A 19,207-nucleotide genomic window follows, 5' to 3' on the forward strand; every position below is an offset into this window, starting at 1 on the left:
GCATTACACCATATTTACATTGTATAGGCAAGTGCAAATTTACATAATGTAGAAAACAGTTGATAGAAAGGGAATTGTATACCTTGTATAGGTATTGGGTATATGAAAGTAGGGGTATATTTAGTTTGTTTAAAAAACACTCCATTAATCCTGTATTTAAAGGGTTTATGGAGTGTTTCGATTGGTGTTTTAATCTGGGAAATAATTATAAAAACATGGGGGTATATTTTAAAAAGGGCGAAAAACAGTGATTTGATGAAAGGGGGGTGGAAAATATAGCAAAATGAATGAGGATTTTAAAACTGTATACATTTTTTCTTTGTGAAATTGACTTTTAGTGGAGTTACGATAATAATCATGGAAGAGGTGATACGATGAAACGATTAAGTAGTCTTTTCTTGAGTAGTTTATTGGCACTAATGCTGATTTTAAGTGGATGTGCAGGAAAAGAACAAAAAACAGAAAAACCAAAAGAGGATCATTCTACATCAGTAGAAAAAATTAGTGATAATATTTTAGATGAAATGGAAGGGCCACCTAAAAATGGTCATACGATTGAAAGGCATGTAGGCAAATCAGAAGAGGATTTGAAGAATCGTTTGAAGACAGATAAAGTTTCAGCGGCAAGTACATACTATGATAAGGAAACAGCGACAAAGGCTGTGAAAGATAGTTTAAAACAACATGATAAAGAAATTCAGGATTGGTTGAAAAACTCTAAAGAGGCTCGTCTTGTATTGAATACAACTCATTCATTCCCAGTTGGGAAAACAGTAATAAAGAAAAATATGAATGTAAAAGACAAACTAGTAAAGACTGTTACTGTTTTAGCGAGAGATAAATCAGGAAATCTAGGATTTAAGATTATTACTTCTTATCCATCAGATAAATAAAGGGGGGAGTATATATGTATCCAACATTACAATACTTTCTTAAATCGTACTGTACGTTAAGTATTCATGAGGATGAAATAGTAAGCGTAATGGAAGAGTTTATAGAGCAAGAGGACGAAGAGATTGTTTTGAAATTACGCGATGAATTAGTAAATATGAAGAAAAAGAACGTGTGGGAAGAAGCGTGCGTATTAGCTGCGAAGCAAGGCAATCGTGTGTGGTCTTTAGAAGAAACGAAAGATCATCTGGAAATTTTTTTACTATTATTGCAAAAGAAAAAGGTGTGAGTAGATCACGCCTTTTTGTATACGCTTTTTGAAATTTGTCCGTTTGATATTATCTCATTGTTTTGGGGCACTTTTATATACGCTTTTTGAAATTTGTCCATTTGAGAGTACTTCACCGTCTTGTGTTACTTTTTTATACGTAACCGCTGTTATTTTATCACCAGTATTACTAATTACTTGAGAAGAAACTTCAACATTTTTACCAGTATTTGTACCGAAAATACGTGTAGTAATACTACCGCCATTTGAAAATGCTTGAATGTAAATATGCTTACCTGTATTGTTTTTAAATTTTAAATCCGGACCATAATCTGCCACTGCTGCATCCTGCCCAAGTGGTAAATAATTTACGGGCATAGAATGATTGCTTCGAGAAACAATTCCTAAATCTGCCCTTAAAGCTGCGCTGTATAAAGTACTACTTACTTGGCAAACGCCTCCGCCTGCACTTTGTATAACTTTACCTTGTGAATATACTGCTGCGGATTTATAACCATGTGCAGCATCAGTTACGCCAACACGGCCATTAAAACTAAACGTTTCATCAGGTGCTACAATAACTCCACTTAACGTATTAGCTGACTTATTTACGTTATAGGACTGATTTCCATTACGGCCAGCCATTGGGGTAGAGTATTCAGCAATCACTTCTTTAATCCCCATTTGTTGTATATCTTCTGTAGAACGTTCAGGTTTTATTAGTGTAACTGGTAATACAACATCGGGTGTGCCAGAAGTAATAGCTGCGCTTGTTAAATCGGTTAATTTTCCTTTATCAATTTTTTCCCCATTTTGACTTTGGCTAATATTTACTGTAGAGCCTTCAACACTTAATTCGGCGTTGACAGGATTTTTTAATGTTTCATTATATTTATCCTTTATAAAGGTTTCATAAGTTGTTGTATTTAATTGTGGTGTTAATTTATAGTCACGTTTTACTTCACCGTTTTCAGCTTGCTTACGCATGTTGTAACGATTCATTACGTTCCCTTCTTGTTCTTTAAAGATATTGTCGACAATATCCTTCTCTTTATAATCTACTCCTAAATCTTTCCACGTGTAATTTTGCTTATCATTTTGGAATACGTAGTTAAGAGATTTTTGATTTAATTCATTCATCTTTTGATTAACAAGGGCTTGAATATCTGCTTTATTTTTTCCATCAAGAGAAATACCTTCAAATGTAGTGTTTGGTAGTGCAGTTGTATTTAGTTGATTATTTAATTTGRATACATATTGATATCCACCAATACCACCAACACAAAGTAATATGCCACCAGCAATAGCGGAACCAATCAGTATTTTGCTTAGCTTCATTTATTTCCCCCCAGAAAAATTTGTATAAATATATGTATTACATTTTTTGTATAAAAATGATGAAAATAACATTATGTACGTCCTAGTATACTATTATTTTCACTACGTGTGTAATGTTTTCATAAAAAACGTTACACTGCTGTAATAATTGTCTCTTTTTGTCACAATATGCATGAGAAATATGTTGGAAATTATAATAAAAAGGCTGCTTAGAAAAATCTAGCAGCCTTTTTATTATAATTTTTTATGCTCATTTTTATTCGTAACACCGAGATGTTCTTGAAGTGTTGTCGATATATCATTAACACTCTTTTCGTTTGGAACGTAATAATAAATACCACCTATATATTTATCAGTACCTTCCACTTGCAATTTATCCATTTTTAAATTTGAATCCATTGAATTTTTTGCAATAGTCATCATATCATCAAAAGTTAAATTTGTTTTTAAGTCTGTATCGACAGCATCTAATAGGCTTCCGATTTTATTAATGGAATTGAGAGATAGTGCTTTTTCAGCAATAGCTTCTAAAACAAGTTGTTGTCGTTGACCGCGCATATAATCACTGTCAATATGGCGAGTTCTAGCTAGTGCAAGTGCTTCTTCTCCATTTAAATGTTGACGTCCTTTTTTTAGGTGAATTGCATCTGCTTCGTCGCTACTATTTTGTTCTGTGAACTCAACGGGAACGTCGACAGTTATACCACCTAGAGAATCAACGATCTTGATAAAGGATTTGAAATTAAATTTTACATAGTAATCAACTGGGACATCTAAAAAGTTTTCTACTGTATCAATTGTGCTGTCTACACCACCAAATACATGTGCATGTGTGATTTTATCATATTTATCACGTGATTTAATGTAGACGCGTGAGTCACGTGGAATGCTGACAAGTTTAACTGATTTATCATTTTTATTAATTGTTGCAAGTARTAATGCATCYGTACGAGTCGCTTTTCCGTAACCTTTTTCCCTGATATCACTTTCATCAACACCCATAATAAGGACAGAGATGTTGTCAGTCATAGGTTTAACAGCTTTTTCACGTTTGCTGGATTTATCTCCCCGGCCGAGTTCAGAATAGGCATTGCTTAAGACAGATTTTGCTTTACTGTATATATGGAAGGAATAGCCTCCTGCTCCCATTGCTACAATAAGTAATGGAATGAGAATGAACCAAAGTAGGCGTTTTTTCTTTAAGTGTTTTTTTGCGGTTCGATTATTTTTGTTAACGTCGGATTTCATCATTTGTTCTCCTTTAAAACTATCAAAGTGTATATATCTAGAAGCGTATTAAAACACATAAAAAATATTTTACGCTAAATAAAAGCGATTGTACATGTATAAAAAATAGATGTCTCGATTATTTATGAGACATCTATTCGTTATTGTATACAAAAGATAAGGATAAGAAAATGATAAAATTTTACCTAATTACAACATAATACTTACAATAATTGCAGATAGAATACTAACGAGAGTAGCTCCGTATAGTAATTTTAAGCCGAAGCGGGCAACAACATTTCCTTGTTCTTCGTTTAACCCTTTTACCGCACCGGAAATAATTCCAATGGAAGAAAAGTTGGCAAAAGAAACGAGGAAGACAGAAATAATACCAACTGTACGGATAGAGAGAGTGCTGGAAATTTTACTAAGATCCATCATTGCTACAAATTCATTTGTTACAAGCTTTGTTGCCATAATGCTACCCGCTGTGACAATTTCAGAACTTGGTACGCCGATAAGAAATGCAATAGGGGCGAATACATAGCCTATTAATTGTTGGAAAGTAATGCCGAATATAATGAGGAATAGGTCATTAATGCAACTCATTAATGCGACGAATCCAATGAGCATAGCACCGACGACAATTGCTACACGAAAACCATCAAGAATGTATTCTCCAAGCATTTCAAAGAAACTTTGTTTTTCCCCTTTTATTACCAAAATGTCTTCATCATCGTTAACGTCGTAAGGGTTAATAATGAGTACGATAATAAAACCACTAAATAARTTSAGAACGAGTGCGGTTACTACATATTTYGGTTCRATCATYGTCATATAGGCACCRACAATGGACATAGATACKGTWGACATWGCAGAGGCGCAAAGTGTATATAGTCGATGTTTTGGAATTTGGGCTAATTGTTTTTTAACCGTAATAAAAACTTCTGATTGGCCGACAATAGCGGAAGCGATGGCGTTGTAAGATTCTAATTTCCCAAGACCGTTTATTTTACTAAGAAAGAAACCAATCCAACGAATAAAGAATGGTAGTATTTTGAAATGTTGTAATATACCAATTAAGACGGAGATAAAGACAATCGGTAATAATACGTTAAGGAAAAATGGCATTTCCCCTTTATTTGCAAGACCGCCAAATACAAAGTTTATACCACTGGCAGCATACTCAAGTAGCCTCGTAAACAGGCTAGAAATTACCGTAATAAGTATGAGACCAATTTCTGTATTTAATAATAAATAGGTTAAAATTAAYTGTATAATAAGCATGATRAAAATTGGYTTRAATTTAATATGTTTYTTATTGTTRCTAGCRATRTARGCAAGGAAGAAAACAACGATAAGTCCCACGAAAAAAGTAATAAATTTCATAGTAAGCCCCCTAAAAGAGATATTCTGCTATATATGTTTTTCATTTCAAGGGAGAATATGCATCTTTGGTAAAGAAAGGAATAGAGAGAGCATGAATATATGTAGAGTGCACCACGTTGCAATTATTTGTTCGAATTATGAACTGTCAAAGGATTTTTATACTCGGATATTAGGTTTTAAAGCGATAAATGAAGTATATAGAAAAGAACGAGATTCTTATAAGTTAGATTTATGTGTAGGGGAAGAGTATCAAATTGAATTATTTTCATTTCCTAGTCCACCTGAGCGCCCAAGTTTTCCAGAAGCAGCTGGACTTAGACATTTAGCATTTGCTGTTACAAATATAGAAGAAGCTGTAAACCATTTAAAACAATGCGGTGTGGAGACTGAAGCGATACGTATGGATGAAATTACGGATAAAAAATTTGTCTTTTTCCAAGATCCTGATGGCTTGCCTTTAGAATTGTATGAGGCTTGAAATTGGTGAATTTTATATAGGGTTGCTTTCAAATAAATGAAGAAACTAAAGTGAAACTTCTTTTGTAAAGGAGGTGTAACTTTAGCTAAGAAAGCTAAAGGACATATGTGGATATTTTAAAATTACTGATGGTAGCCATCCTTATTGCGTTAACAGCATTTTTTGTGGCTGTTGAGTTTGCAATTATTAAGGTGCGTAGCAGTCGTATTAATCAACTCGTTAGTGAAAAACGAAGAGGAGCATTGGCAGCTAAAAAAGTAACTTCGAATTTAGATGAGTATTTATCAGCATGTCAGTTAGGTATTACAATTACTGCTTTAGGGCTTGGGTGGTTAGGAGAGCCCACTATAAAACATATACTCGAGCCGTTGTTTTTAAAACTACACCTATTTCCTGCAATTGCAAGTACAGTTTCATTTATTATTGCCTTTGCAGTTATTACGTTTTTACATGTTGTCATTGGTGAACTTGCTCCGAAGACGCTCGCTATACAAAGGGCAGAGCAAGTTAGCTTATTATTATCGAAGCCAATTATTTACTTTTACCGAATAATGTATCCGTTTATTTGGGCTTTAAATGGTTCTGCAAGGCTTGTAACAGGGTTATTCGGATTACATCCGGCTTCTGAACATGAAGTAGCTCATTCGGAGGAAGAATTACGATTAATCTTATCTGAGAGTTATGAGAGTGGAGAGATTAATCAAAGGGAATTTAAATATGTAAATAATATTTTTGAATTCGATAATAGAGTCGCAAAGGAAATTATGGTACCTCGTACGGAAGTTGTAGGTTTATATGAGGACGAACCATTTGAAACACATATTAAAATAATCGCACAAGAAAAGTACACGAGATATCCCGTATTTGGTGAAGATAAAGATGAAATTATTGGGATGGTTAATGTAAAGGATTTATTTATTCGTTATATGGATGGTAATCGAGACGAGGGGTGCTCGATTACGCCATATACAAGGCCAGTTATTGAAGTGTTAGAAAATATCCCTATTCATGATTTGCTATTACAAATGCAAAGAAAACGAATTCCATTAGCTGTATTATATGATGAATATGGTGGTACAGCGGGAATCGTTACACTAGAAGATATTTTAGAAGAAATTGTTGGAGAAATCCGAGATGAATACGATGAAGATGAACACCCGCCTATAGAGCATATAAGTGAAGGGTGTAAAATCGTAGAGGGAAAAGTGCTTATTAGTGAAGTAAATGATTTATTTGGCATACACTTAATTGCTGATGATGTAGATACAATTGGTGGCTGGATTATGGTACAAAAGCAAATTGTTGCTGAAGGAGATATTATTGAAAAACACGGCTTTTCTTTTAAAGTTCTTGAAAAGGATATGCATCAAATTAAGCGGGTTGAAATAAAGAAAGTAGAAGAATGAATGGATTTTCTATTATATAAACTATATAGAAAAATAAATGTTTGCGCTTTCAAAAAAGGTGCTATATAGTGAAAGTGGATACTGAAGAATTCATTTAATGATACTCGTATTTTATAGGGCGAATTCTTTAGATAAGGATTTAGAATGAAAAGTATAGGTGATGAAAAATGATAGCAACGAAGGATATACGTATAGAAAAAGATTTTTTAGGTGAAAAGGAAGTACCGAGTGTAGCTTATTATGGTGTACAAACATTACGTGCCGTAGAAAACTTTCCTATTACAGGATACCGCATTCATCCGTCACTCATTACGGCAATGGCAATTGTAAAAAAAGCGGCAGCGCTTGCGAATATAGATACAGGTTACTTAGCTAAAGATATCGGACAAGAAATTGCAGAAGCGGCACAAGAGATTGTTGATGGAAAGTTCCATGATCAATTTATCGTAGACCCGATTCAAGGCGGAGCAGGTACTTCAATTAATATGAATACTAATGAAGTAATTGCAAATAGAGCCTTGGAACGTATGGGATACGAAAAAGGTGAATATGCGAAAATTAGCCCAAACACTCATGTGAACATGGCCCAATCAACAAATGATGCGTTCCCAACTGGGATTCATATAGCAACTCTTATGATGCTGGAAGAACTTCTTGTTACAATGGAAGAACTTCACTTTGCTTTTCATGATAAAGCAAAAGAGTTTGATCACGTTATTAAAATGGGGCGTACGCATTTGCAAGATGCAGTTCCAATTCGCCTTGGGCAAGAATTTGAAGCATATAGCAGAGTGCTAGAGCGTGATATAAAAAGAATTAAACAGTCTCGTCAACATTTATACGAAGTTAATATGGGTGCGACAGCTGTCGGTACGGGATTAAATGCAAACCCTACTTATATAGAACAAGTTGTGAAGCATTTACGAACTTTTAGTGGTTTCCCTCTTGTTGGTGCAGAGCACTTAGTTGATGCGACGCAAAACACAGATGCATATACAGAAGTATCTGCAGCACTAAAAGTATGTATGATGAATATGTCTAAAATTGCAAATGACCTTCGTATTATGGCGTCTGGTCCACGTGTTGGGTTGGCGGAAATTCAATTACCAGCTCGTCAACCAGGTTCATCTATTATGCCGGGTAAAGTAAATCCAGTTATGGCAGAAGTAATTAACCAAGTTGCTTTCCAAGTAATTGGAAATGACCATACAATTTGCTTAGCGTCAGAAGCTGGCCAATTAGAGTTAAATGTAATGGAACCGGTATTAGTATTTAATTTAATTCAATCCATCAGTATTATGAACAATGGATTCCGTGTATTCCGTGAATATTGTATTAAAGGAATTACAGCGAACGAAGAGTTGCTTAAGCAATATGTTGAAAAAAGTGTTGGAGTTATTACAGCAGTGAATCCTCATATTGGTTATGAAGCAGCTTCTCGCATTGCACGTGAAGCAATTGCGACAGGAAAATCTGTTAGGGAGCTATGTTTAGAACATGGTGTACTTACAGCAGAAGAGCTTGATATTATTTTGGATCCATAYGAAATGACGCATCCYGAAATTGCTGGTGCTTCTTTATTAAAGGATAAAGTGAAACTTTAATCAGTGGGGGGKAATCCCCCACTGATTATTAGTTGAACGAATCGGGCTTTTACGGGCAGTAAAACTCCCACCTAACTCCCTCGCATTCGCCGAATTTTTGGGTGGGAGTTTTACTGCCCGTTAATGCGGGATAAAAAAATGTAATGTAAAAAGCACCGATCCATTTGGATCGGTGCTTTTTTTAGAAGATATTAAATACAGAGTTAAGTTGAAGTAAGCTAATAATAGCTAAGAAGATTAAACTATATTTCATTACTATTTTAAATAGAGCAGATTCTTGACCAACTAGTCCAACTGCTGCACAAGCAACTGCTACAGATTGTGGTGAAACCATTTTTGCGATTGTACCACCAACTACGTTTAATGAAACGAGAGTAGATGGTACGATGTTTAACTGATCGGCAGTTACTGCTTGAAGTGGTGCGAATAATGAACCACTTGATACGACTGAACCTGTAATGAATACGCCAATCCATCCTAAGATTGGAGAAAGAACTGGGAATGCATTTCCTGTAGAAGAGAATGCAAGTCCAAGTGTAGATGACATACCAGAGTAGTTTTCTACGTAAGCTAAAGCGATAACGCTACAAATTGTATATACTGGAACTTTTAGTTCTTTTATTGTTTCGATCATTAATTCTTTAATCATTTTGCCGTTTACACGGTAGACGATAAGTGAAACGATGATTGCTAATACAATCGCAGTAGTTGTAGAAGAGAATACATCTAGTTTGAAAATCGCTGCGAAAGGTGTATCAGCCTTTGTAATTGGTGCAGTTTTCATAACCGCATTATGAAGACCAGGGAATTGAATGTTAAATACTAAGTTTGCCAATGGACCATCCGGAGCAAATAAAGCTTTAATTGGTTTTAAATTAAAGATTGTTACAAATGCAGTTAAGAATACGAATGGGGACCAAGCATATAAAATTTGATTGAATGTATGAGATTCTTTTTCTTCTTGTTTTTCTTCTTTAGCAGAAGATTTTGGTTGCCAAACACGTAAGAATAATGTAAGAGCGACCATACTTACGACTGCTGCGAAAATATTAGTAAGTTCAGCGCCTAAGAAGTAAGTTACAAGGAACTGAGTAATTGCGAAAGAAACACCACTTACAAGAATACCTTGCCAAGTTTCTTTAATGCCTTTAAATCCATCTACCATTGAAACAAGTAAGAACGGTAAAACAATGCTAATGAATGGCAAAATGTAAACAGCTTGACGACCGACAGTTAATGCATCTAGCCCAGTTAATTGTGCAGGTACTGTAACTGGAATACCCATAGCACCCATAGCACCACCAGCGATATTAGCTACTAAGCAAATACCTGCTGCTTTTAATGGATTAAAGCCCATACCTACAAGTAATGCAGCTGTAATAGCAACTGGAACACCGAAACCAGCTGCGCCTTCTAAGAAAGCACCGAAAGAATAAGCGATTAATAATACTTGTAAACGCTGATCATTTGTAATACTTGAAATGCTATCACGAATGACATTGAATTGTTCTGTTTTAACAGTTAATTTGTAAAGGAAGATAGCTGCGATAACGATAGTACAAATTGGATAAAATCCAGATAAAACACCGAATCCGGCAGATGCTACAGCTACAGTTGCGGGCATTTTATAAACAAATATAGCAAGAATAATAGCGACGATCACACTATAAAGCCCAGCCATGTAACCTTTCATTTTGAATCCCACTAAACAAATAATGAAGCAAAAAATTGGGAGTGCTGCGATTAGTGCAGATAACCAAATATTGTTTAATGGGTCATAAATTTGTGTCCAAGTACTCATAATAATGACAACTCCTATCTATTATATGTGAAGAAATTCACATTATTTGTGAAACTATTCACAATCAACTTACATGCTTAGTATATTCTCCTTCAACACTATTGTCAACGTGAAAAAGTATAATTATTCCATAATAGTATTAAAAGTAACATTTTGTTCATAAAGTAGACAAAAAGCGTAATCAAATTGATTTGATTACGCTTTTATAAATTATTGACATATTCTTTCATTTTTTCATATGTCATTGGTCCTACATGCTTATATTGAATGACACCGTTTGAATCGATGACAAAAGATGTTGGAATACTGATAATTTGATATGCAGCACTTGCCTGTCCTTTCTGATCTAATAGGACGGGGAAGGTATATTTGTTTTCTTCAAGAAATTGTTTTACATTGTTCGGGTCTTTTTCAGTAGCTGTCGCATTTACAGCAACAATTTCAATCCCCATATCTTTAGTATCGTGATAAAACTTTTCCATATCAGGCATTTCTATTTTGCATGGACCACACCAGCTTGCCCAAAAATTCAATATTACTTTTTTTCCTTTATAGTCTGTAAGGCTAACTTCTTGACCAGTGGTTGTTTCTAGAAGGAAATTGCGGGCAACATTGCCAACTTCAGTTCCAATGGGGGTGTTTGATTTTGAAGCTATATCTTCTTTGTTGTCTAATAGGAAGTGATCGATAATAGTCCAGCCAACCGCAATGCTAATTAACGCAAAAATAAACCATTTTTTAATATTACATCATCCTCCTTACTTAAATTTCCTTTTTATCGTAACAAAGTGGTTAAATATGGTCAAATTACTTTACGATAGGTTATCAATTATGGACGATATTTTACAATATCATTACTGTACATTTCAGTAAGGTGAAAATATAACAAAAAGCCTGATAAAACAACGTTTGTAAGCAAAGTATTGCTAGCCCTTTGTTTTGCTTTTTTATTGTATCATATAGTATAATATTCAAAATCAGGTGGGATTTTTTCTTGAACTGTGTGCTGATAAAAGTCGGAAAATTTTCTCAGCATTATAGGTTGATAAAGTTATGTCGTAACAGGAAATATAAGAACAGATATATAAATAAATAAAAAGAAAATAAAAAATGAAAATGAGGGGAATTTTATGAACCAAAACCAATTTGACTGTCGTATTTCAGAAGAAGACGTACAGATGTTAAGAGCATTAGCTCATCCACTTCGTCTACGTTTAGTAATGGAACTGATGCAGCGTGGAACATGTAATGTAACACAATTACAAGAGGTATTAGAAATTCCGCAATCAACTGTTTCGCAGCATTTAACGAAATTAAAACAAAATAAAGTAGTACGCTTTGAGAGACGCGGGTTAGAAGTGTACTATCAAATTCATAACGATAAAGTAAGTGAAGTAGTAAAAACATTATTTTCTTAATTTTTGAATATTATGGAAAGAAGACGTGTGAAATATACGTCTTTTTTTATTTGGAAAGAATCTAATAATAGGAAGATTTGAGAGTGTATATATTAGCGTGTGAGAAAGAAACAAACTATCGGTTGAAGTGCTAAATTGACGGAATATATTCTGAAGGGATATGAAAAGATAGAAAGGAGTGTTGTAAGCCAAAGGAGGAATAATATAATGGATGTAAAACGTGTGAAACAGATAATATCTTCTTCAAGTAGAATTGATGTTACATATGAGGGAGTCCCCGTATGGATTGAGAGCTGTGATGAGCAGAAGGGTAGTGCTCAAGTGTATGACGTATCCAATCCAGGAGAGAGCGTTCACGTGGATGTGACGGCTTTAGAAGAGATGTAATAGAAAAGACGCTTCTAATTGTAGAAGCGTCTTTTTGTGTATTATTCCATCATACTTGCAACTTTTTTAGAGAAGAGAAGAAGTACAAAGCCTAAGATGATAACGATAATACCGATACTTGCAAATACTTCAAGGTATCCTAATGATTGTGTAAAGGAAGCAAGTTTACCTGCTAACCAGTTAGCCATACCCGTACCAGCTAACCATACCCCCATTAGTAATGATGCTAATTTTACAGGAGCGATTGCACTTACCATTGATAGACCGATTGGTGATAAGAATAGCTCACCAATTGTATGGAAGAGATAAGTGATAACGATGAATAATAAATTCGCTTTTACAGTTATATCTGCTTCACTACTTCCAGTTTTTAGAACTGCTAATGTTAAAACAAGATAACCTATACCTAGTAAAATCATACCTGTTAGAGAACTACCAGCTTGTTCAAATCCTGCCCAGAAGAATACTACGAAACAAGTTAAAATTACAATTGCCCAAGTACGATTTTTCTCTTGTTTTGTTAAAGGTTTCTTTTCGACTACAGGCTGATCTTTTGATCTTTTACCGACAACTGTTGTTCCTGCTTTACCAAGGTAGCGAGGAGCTAATAAGTTGAAAACAATTTGTCCAATAATCATACCGATACAAGCTGCTAAGAATCCGTATTTATATCCCATAACAATAACGCCATCAGCACTTGTTTTAAAGAAATCTTCTGCTAAAAATCCACAAATAAGTGGAGCGAAGAAAGCACCTACGTTAATACCCATATAGAAGATAGTAAATGCACTGTCACGACGTGAATCATTTTCGCCATACAATTCACCTAACAGTGTAGAAATATTTGGTTTGAAGAATCCATTACCAATAACTAATAGTATTAATCCAAGGAATAGCCCTGTTTTTGTATTCATTGAGAAGAGTACAAAGTTACCGATTGCCATAATAATTCCGCCGAGAGTAATGGCATGACGTCTTGTAATATAATGATCCGTTAGCCATCCGCCTATAATTGGCATGAAATATACTGCCGCTGTAAAAGTACCATATAATTGCACTGCGACTGCCTTATCAAATCCTAACCCGCCACTAACGGCAGCAGTTGTTAAATAAAGAACTAAAAGGCCACGCATTCCATAATAACTAAATCTTTCCCACATTTCTGTTAAGAACAACAAATATAATCCTGGTGGATGTTTTTTTGGTGATTGTTGTTCTCCAGCTTTGTCTAATTTTAAAGCTGTATCCATTTTTGTTTCCCCCTAATCCTGTATAACGGATATTTATGTAATTATTTTAATTCACAAAATATTTAGAAGTCAATAGAATTATATGGAAATAGCAAGAAAATTTATGAAAAAATCTATTTTTCTTCAACCGTTATTGTATTTTCCCCTGAAAACAAGATAATAAGCGTTTTCAAATGTAGTAATTGAATTCTAAAATAAAGTAAAATAGTGATAAATCAGAAAATTTAGATTAAAATATTTATTCTGATATAGAGAAAATATACTATATTTACTTTTATAATATAACATATCGGGAATAAAAATACAAAATGAAATAATGTGACACTTCAGTGAAATGAAAAAACCAGCTCCATAAAAGAGGGAGCTGGTTAGAATGAAATTATTTAACAAAGCGTTTTTCAATGTCGTCTAGCTGTATTCCAATTAAAATCATCAACTTTGTAATGCCTTCTTTTGTCGTTTCTTCATTGCTATTTCACCTTCCATAGGCACTTAGAAGAAGGGGGAATACAAATACTGTAAACGATTCCTTTTACATGAGCTTTATCCCGCTATTTGTGGGAGTCGGGCTGTCCGTAAACGCCTAACTGATTAAAGTTTTTCCTGTATTATGTCATTCCCTCCACGTTGAGGATATTTGTTCAATTGAGAGTGTGATAGTAAAGCGTTAATTTATAATAGGAATAAATGAAAGTAATTCTCATTATCATTGACAATGAGAATTAAGTTGAAATACACTAAAAACGTATCATTATATTGAAAGAAAAGTGCTGTATATTATAAAAAATGAAGCAAAATGGATTAGTTTATTTTTTGAATCATTGCAGTTTTTATTTGTATTTTGTAAGTGTTATTTTCGTGTATATTAATATGAATTGAAAATAAGCTTTAGATGTATTTTTTTATTTTAATGAACAGATTATTATTCACAAGGTGCGTCTGCTAAGGCGTTAATTGTGGATGTAGATTGGGTACTTGCCGTATACATTCTTTACTCTACTCAAAATTCCAGCAGGGGTATTTACATCAGCAATTGGTGCACCTTATTTTATTTATTTACTTTATAAAAGTCGGAATTCATAAAGGGAGATGAATATGCAAAAAGCATTGGAGACGAAACGCTTGACGCTGTCGTATGGTGAAACGATTATTGTTGATGAGCTGAATTTAGAAATTCCAAAAGGGGAAATTACAATCTTCATCGGCTCTAACGGTTGTGGGAAATCAACTTTATTACGTTCACTAGCTAGATTATTAAAGCCAACAACCGGTGACATTTTGTTAGATAATCAAGCAATTCAAAGTATGCAAACGAAGCAAATTGCTCGCCAAATGGCAATTTTACCGCAAGGGCCACAAGCTCCAGAAGGACTTACAGTATTGCAACTTGTAAAGCAAGGACGTTATCCATATCAAACATGGCTGAAGCAATGGTCCGAAAAAGATGAGGAAATGGTACAAAAAGCGCTTGCTGCAACGGGTATGACAGAATTTGCTGAGCGTGATGTTCATGCCCTTTCAGGTGGACAACGTCAACGTGCTTGGATTGCAATGACCCTTGCACAAGATACAGATATTATTTTGCTTGATGAGCCGACTACATATTTAGATATGACGCACCAAATTGAAGTGTTAGATTTATTATTCGAATTAAATGAAACAGAGCAAAGAACGATTGTTATGGTATTGCACGATTTAAATTTGGCATGTCGTTATGCAGACAAYATTGTGGCTATTCAAGATAAACAAATATATGCGCAAGGTAAACCAGAAGAAGTTATTGACCAGAAGTTAGTTCGGGATGTATTCCGTATGGAGTGTCAAATAAGCGCTGATCCGTTATTTGGGACACCGCTCTGTATCCCGCATGGAAGAGGAAGACGTGTACTTAAAGAGGCTGTTCAGGCGATGAGATAACGAAAAAAGACGATGAGGATTCATCGTCTTTTTTACCCCGCTATTTGAGGGCAGTAAGATCCCCATCTCAAAATTCAGCGAAAGCAAAGAAGCTGGTTGGGGGATCAACTGCCCGTAAAAGCCCGATTGGTGAGGGCTAATAATCAGTGGGGGATGAACATCCCCCACTGATTAAAGTTTCACTTTATTTTCGGCAAGAAAATAATAGAAAAAGGGGAATACGTAAACGTCGTTCATATTCTTCTTCATCTTGAAAACAGTTTCGATTTGGTGTAGCTTCTTTTAAGCTTGTAATCGTAAATCCGGCTTGTTGTAATAATGTAAAATATTCTTCCGTTGTACGATGATATTTAATAACTTCTTGATCAATCCAAGGCTCAACGCGTTTTCCCATTTTAAAATAATCATCGACGAGCCAGCGCGTTCTTTTTCCGCTCGTTTGCAAGCTTTCAAATGAAGAAGTAATAACGGGATGTTGAACACTAAAAGTAAAGGTTCCATTTGTTTTTAAAGCTTCGTACACATTTTGAAAAATGATAGGAAGATGTTCAATATAATGTAAGGCGAGTCTAGATGTTACTAAATCAAAAGTAGAAGGAGGGTATGTGTAGTCTTTGAGGTTTAAAAAATGAACGGTGCCATTTTTATTTTCTAGTTGTTTTTTAGCTTTTTCATACATAAGCTCGGAGCCTTCAATACCAGTGTAAGAGTGGCATCCATGTTCTAATAATTCTTCGCCGAATTTAGCATCACCACAACCTAAATCGAGGATTTGTTTTCCTGATACATTGCCAATGAGCTGAAAGAATGCTGGTTTTTCAAGGGATTCGTTTGGACTATTTTCTCGATATCTTCGCTGCATATATTGCTCTAAAAACGATTCGTTATTATATACATCAGATTCAGTAAATGCCATTTTAAAAGCCTCCTAAATATTTTTTTAATTCTATCAAATATGAAAAGTAAATGATAGATTTCTTGTAATGAATCATATATAATCTAAAAATGTAAGCGGTTTCTTTAAACTATTTTTCTATAATAAATTCTGAAAACGTGTTAAGCTAGTAGAGGGATTATTAGAACTATTAAGATAATAATCCGCTTACATGAACGATGGGAGGCTTCACGATGTCTAGTAAAACACTTGCAAACTTTTTAGAAGAAAATTTAGAGGATTTAAAATCAAAGGGGCTTTATAACGTAATTGATCCGCTTGAAAGTCCAAATGGACCGATTATTACAATTGGCGGAAAAGAATATATTAACTTATCTTCAAACAACTACCTTGGATTAGCGACTGATAATCGCTTACAAGAAGCAGCAATTGGTGCAATTCATAAGTACGGCGTTGGAGCAGGAGCTGTTCGTACAATTAACGGTACTTTAGATTTGCATATTAAATTAGAAGAAACAATTGCAAAGTTTAAACATACAGAAGCAGCAATTGCTTATCAATCAGGATTTAACTGTAATATGGCAGCGATTTCAGCTGTTATGGATAAAAATGATGCGATTCTTTCAGATGAATTAAACCATGCATCTATTATTGATGGTAGTCGTCTATCAAGAGCGAAAATCATCGTTTATAAGCATTCTGATATGGAAGATTTACGCAAAAAAGCAATCGAGGCAAAAGAATCAGGTCTTTATAATAAATTAATGGTTATTACAGACGGTGTTTTCTCAATGGATGGAGATATTGCAAAATTACCAGAGATTGTTGAAATTGCAGAAGAGCTGGATTTAATGACATATGTAGATGATGCACACGGTTCAGGTGTACTTGGCAAAGGTGCAGGTACTGTAAAACATTTCGGCCTTTCTGATAAAGTTGATTTCCAAATTGGTACATTATCAAAAGCAATTGGGGTAATTGGTGGATATGTAGCTGGGAAACAAAACTTAATCGATTGGTTAAAAGTGCGTTCACGTCCATTCTTATTCTCAACAGCTTTAACACCAGCTGATGCAGCTGCTTGTATGAGATCAATTGAAATTCTAATGGAAAGCACAGAGTTACACGATCGTTTATGGGAAAATGGTCGCTATTTAAAACAAGGGTTAAAAGAACTTGGCTTTAACATTGGAGAAAGTGAAACACCAATTACACCTTGTATTATTGGTGATGAAGTATTAACACAAGAATTTAGTAAACGTCTAAATGAAGAAGGCGTTTACGCAAAATCTATCGTATTCCCAACCGTAGCAAAAGGAATGGGACGCGTTCGTAATATGCCTACAGCAGCTCATACGAAAGAAATGCTAGATGAAGCAATTCGTAAGTATGAAAAAGTAGGGAAAGAAATGGGTATCATTTAAGTAACGACATCTTTTGAATAGCTTGCAAATGGGGAGTGGGAAAAATGAAAAAAATTCTAGTAACCGGTTCTTTAGGGCAAATTGGTTCTGAACTAGTAATGAAACTTCGTGATGTATACGGCGCATCAAATGTTATTGCAACAGATATTCGTGAAACAGACAGTGAAGTAGTAACGTCTGGTCCATTTGAAACGTTRGATGTAACGGATGGACAAAAATTACATGATATTGCAAAGCGTAATGAAGTAGATACAATTATTCATTTAGCGGCTTTACTTTCAGCAACTGCAGAAAAAAATCCGTTATTTGCTTGGAATTTAAATATGGGCGGACTTGTAAATGCATTAGAAGCAGCACGTGAATTAAACTGTAAGTTTTTCACGCCAAGTTCTATCGGTGCATTTGGTCCATCAACGCCAAAAGATAATACACCACAAGATACAATTCAGCGTCCTACTACGATGTATGGGGTAAACAAAGTAGCAGGAGAATTACTATGTGATTATTATCATCAAAAGTTTGGCGTTGATACGCGCGGTGTACGTTTCCCAGGCTTAATTTCTTACGTAGCTCCTCCAGGAGGCGGAACAACTGACTATGCAGTTGAAATTTATTATGAGGCGATTAAAAAAGGTACATACACCTCATACATTGCAGAAGGAACATACATGGACATGATGTATATGCCAGATGCTTTACAAGCAATCATCTCATTAATGGAAGCTGATCCAAATAAACTAGTTCATAGAAATGCTTTTAACATTACAGCAATGAGCTTTGAACCAGAGCAAATTGCAGCATCAATCCGTAAACACATTCCGAACTTTACAATGGATTACGCAGTAGATCCAGCTCGTCAAACAATCGCTGATAGCTGGCCGAACTCTATTGATGCAACAGCAGCAATGAAAGAGTGGGGCTTTAAAGCAGAATATGATTTAGACAGAATGACAACTGATATGCTGGCTAAGTTAAAAAAAAAGCTCGCATCTGAGTTAGTAATGAATTAATARGAAGAGCCGATTCTTAGGAATTGGCTCTTAATTATTTTAGGAAGGGAGAAAAGCAACATGCAAAGAGTTGATGTTGTATATGCATTAATACACGATAGCGAAAAAGATAAAATATTAATGGTACATAATATAGAACAAAACGTTTGGTCATTGCCAGGCGGGGCTGTTGAAAAAGGTGAAATATTAGAGGAAGCACTAGTAAGAGAAGTGAAAGAAGAGACAGGTTTAACTGCCGCACTCAGTGGACTTGTCGCATTAAATGAGAAGTTTTTTGAAGAGAAAGGACATCATGCATTATTTTTTACATTCCGAGCAAATGTAGTAACAGGTGAACTTCGTGCAGAAGATGGAGGAGAAATTTCCGCAATCGAGTGGGTAGATAGAAAAATCGCGAATGAGCGATTCCCATACTACGATGGAGGGTTCGAATTATTATTAGAAGTTTCCATTCCATACAAGTTTCAACCAGAAACAAAGTAAGTTAACGAAGAAAAACAGGAG

General features: G+C 34.8%; 18 protein-coding genes and 1 pseudogene. 12 read left to right on the plus strand and 7 right to left on the minus strand.

Translation table 11 applies throughout. The features are described 5' to 3' along the window. The first annotated feature begins 374 nt into the window (after positions 1-374). Together AC1DJR_RS03405 and AC1DJR_RS03410 are read left to right on the plus strand one after the other, a co-directional pair. Positions 375-893, plus strand: coding sequence for an RNase A-like domain-containing lipoprotein (locus tag AC1DJR_RS03405; RefSeq protein WP_002125157.1), 519 nt, complete (start codon positions 375-377; stop codon positions 891-893). A gap of 14 nt (positions 894-907) precedes the next feature. Next, complete coding sequence (locus AC1DJR_RS03410) at positions 908-1,180, plus strand: hypothetical protein (protein WP_477002006.1); 273 nt, start codon at positions 908-910, stop codon at positions 1,178-1,180. Positions 1,181-1,234: 54 nt separating this feature from the next. Here the strand turns inward: AC1DJR_RS03410 and AC1DJR_RS03415 are convergent, their stop codons facing one another. The 3 genes from AC1DJR_RS03415 to AC1DJR_RS03425 all read right to left on the minus strand — a co-directional run bounded on the left by AC1DJR_RS03415 (position 1,235) and on the right by AC1DJR_RS03425 (position 5,113). Further along, positions 1,235-2,497, minus strand: a complete 1,263-nt coding sequence (locus tag AC1DJR_RS03415) for a VanW family protein (protein ID WP_477002007.1) — start codon at positions 2,495-2,497, stop codon at positions 1,235-1,237. A 234-nt stretch (positions 2,498-2,731) separates the two neighbouring features. Next, positions 2,732-3,748, minus strand: coding sequence for an LCP family protein (locus tag AC1DJR_RS03420; protein ID WP_477002008.1), 1,017 nt, complete (start codon positions 3,746-3,748; stop codon positions 2,732-2,734). A gap of 186 nt (positions 3,749-3,934) precedes the next feature. Then, positions 3,935-5,113, minus strand: coding sequence for a NupC/NupG family nucleoside CNT transporter (locus AC1DJR_RS03425; RefSeq protein WP_000668860.1), 1,179 nt, complete (start codon positions 5,111-5,113; stop codon positions 3,935-3,937). 91 nt (positions 5,114-5,204) lie between these two features. On the opposite strand from AC1DJR_RS03425, the gene gloA2 reads away from it, so the two are divergent. The 3 genes from gloA2 (at position 5,205) to aspA (ending at position 8,601) form a co-directional block, all read left to right on the plus strand. After that, on the plus strand, positions 5,205-5,591 hold the full coding sequence (gloA2, locus tag AC1DJR_RS03430; protein WP_001017670.1) for an SMU1112c/YaeR family gloxylase I-like metalloprotein: 387 nt from the start codon (positions 5,205-5,207) through the stop codon (positions 5,589-5,591). A 107-nt stretch (positions 5,592-5,698) separates the two neighbouring features. Then, positions 5,699-6,997 carry a hemolysin family protein gene (locus AC1DJR_RS03435; protein ID WP_477002009.1) on the plus strand — a complete coding sequence of 433 codons (1,299 nt, stop codon included), beginning with the start codon at positions 5,699-5,701 and terminating at the stop codon, positions 6,995-6,997. A 167-nt stretch (positions 6,998-7,164) separates the two neighbouring features. Then, a complete protein-coding gene (gene aspA / locus AC1DJR_RS03440) occupies positions 7,165-8,601 on the plus strand; it encodes an aspartate ammonia-lyase (protein ID WP_477002010.1) in 1,437 nt (478 codons plus the stop codon). A gap of 181 nt (positions 8,602-8,782) precedes the next feature. Here the strand turns inward: aspA and AC1DJR_RS03445 are convergent, their stop codons facing one another. Together AC1DJR_RS03445 and AC1DJR_RS03450 are read right to left on the minus strand one after the other, a co-directional pair. Continuing rightward, on the minus strand, positions 8,783-10,402 hold the full coding sequence (locus tag AC1DJR_RS03445; RefSeq protein WP_002029741.1) for a lactate permease LctP family transporter: 1,620 nt from the start codon (positions 10,400-10,402) through the stop codon (positions 8,783-8,785). A gap of 203 nt (positions 10,403-10,605) precedes the next feature. Continuing rightward, positions 10,606-11,145 (minus strand): TlpA disulfide reductase family protein, encoded by a 540-nt coding sequence (locus tag AC1DJR_RS03450; protein WP_477002019.1) that lies wholly within the window; start codon positions 11,143-11,145, stop codon positions 10,606-10,608. A 387-nt stretch (positions 11,146-11,532) separates the two neighbouring features. Here AC1DJR_RS03450 and AC1DJR_RS03455 point away from each other — a divergent pair, with 387 nt between their 5' ends. Both AC1DJR_RS03455 and AC1DJR_RS03460 read left to right on the plus strand, forming a co-directional pair. Next, on the plus strand, positions 11,533-11,820 hold the full coding sequence (locus tag AC1DJR_RS03455) for an ArsR/SmtB family transcription factor (protein ID WP_001075217.1): 288 nt from the start codon (positions 11,533-11,535) through the stop codon (positions 11,818-11,820). 207 nt (positions 11,821-12,027) lie between these two features. Further along, positions 12,028-12,207 carry an acid-soluble spore protein H gene (locus AC1DJR_RS03460; protein WP_477002011.1) on the plus strand — a complete coding sequence of 60 codons (180 nt, stop codon included), beginning with the start codon at positions 12,028-12,030 and terminating at the stop codon, positions 12,205-12,207. A 41-nt stretch (positions 12,208-12,248) separates the two neighbouring features. On the opposite strand, the gene AC1DJR_RS03465 is transcribed toward AC1DJR_RS03460, so the two are convergent. After that, positions 12,249-13,457, minus strand: coding sequence for a peptide MFS transporter (locus AC1DJR_RS03465; RefSeq protein WP_477002012.1), 1,209 nt, complete (start codon positions 13,455-13,457; stop codon positions 12,249-12,251). A 1,005-nt stretch (positions 13,458-14,462) separates the two neighbouring features. Between AC1DJR_RS03465 and AC1DJR_RS03470 the strand changes: the two are divergent. Next, a pseudogene (locus AC1DJR_RS03470) lies at positions 14,463-14,540 on the plus strand (hypothetical protein); the annotation flags it as partial. Positions 14,541-14,552: 12 nt separating this feature from the next. After that, positions 14,553-15,374, plus strand: a complete 822-nt coding sequence (locus AC1DJR_RS03475) for an ABC transporter ATP-binding protein (protein ID WP_477002013.1) — start codon at positions 14,553-14,555, stop codon at positions 15,372-15,374. A gap of 184 nt (positions 15,375-15,558) precedes the next feature. Here the strand turns inward: AC1DJR_RS03475 and AC1DJR_RS03480 are convergent, their stop codons facing one another. Further along, entirely contained in the window at positions 15,559-16,290 is a 732-nt protein-coding gene (locus tag AC1DJR_RS03480) for a class I SAM-dependent DNA methyltransferase (RefSeq protein WP_477002014.1), read from the minus strand. Between the two features lie 212 nt (positions 16,291-16,502). Between AC1DJR_RS03480 and AC1DJR_RS03485 the strand changes: the two genes are divergently transcribed. The 3 genes from AC1DJR_RS03485 to AC1DJR_RS03495 are packed head-to-tail and all read left to right on the plus strand — an operon-like array spanning position 16,503 to position 19,186. Next, positions 16,503-17,693, plus strand: a complete 1,191-nt coding sequence (locus AC1DJR_RS03485) for a glycine C-acetyltransferase (protein ID WP_000095918.1) — start codon at positions 16,503-16,505, stop codon at positions 17,691-17,693. A 44-nt stretch (positions 17,694-17,737) separates the two neighbouring features. Beyond that, positions 17,738-18,703, plus strand: coding sequence for an L-threonine 3-dehydrogenase (locus AC1DJR_RS03490; RefSeq protein WP_002125175.1), 966 nt, complete (start codon positions 17,738-17,740; stop codon positions 18,701-18,703). Positions 18,704-18,763: 60 nt separating this feature from the next. Continuing rightward, entirely contained in the window at positions 18,764-19,186 is a 423-nt protein-coding gene (locus AC1DJR_RS03495; protein ID WP_477002015.1) for an NUDIX hydrolase, read from the plus strand. The last annotated feature ends 21 nt before the right edge of the window (positions 19,187-19,207 follow it).

Source organism: Bacillus sp. 05T31 (assembly GCF_056396725.1).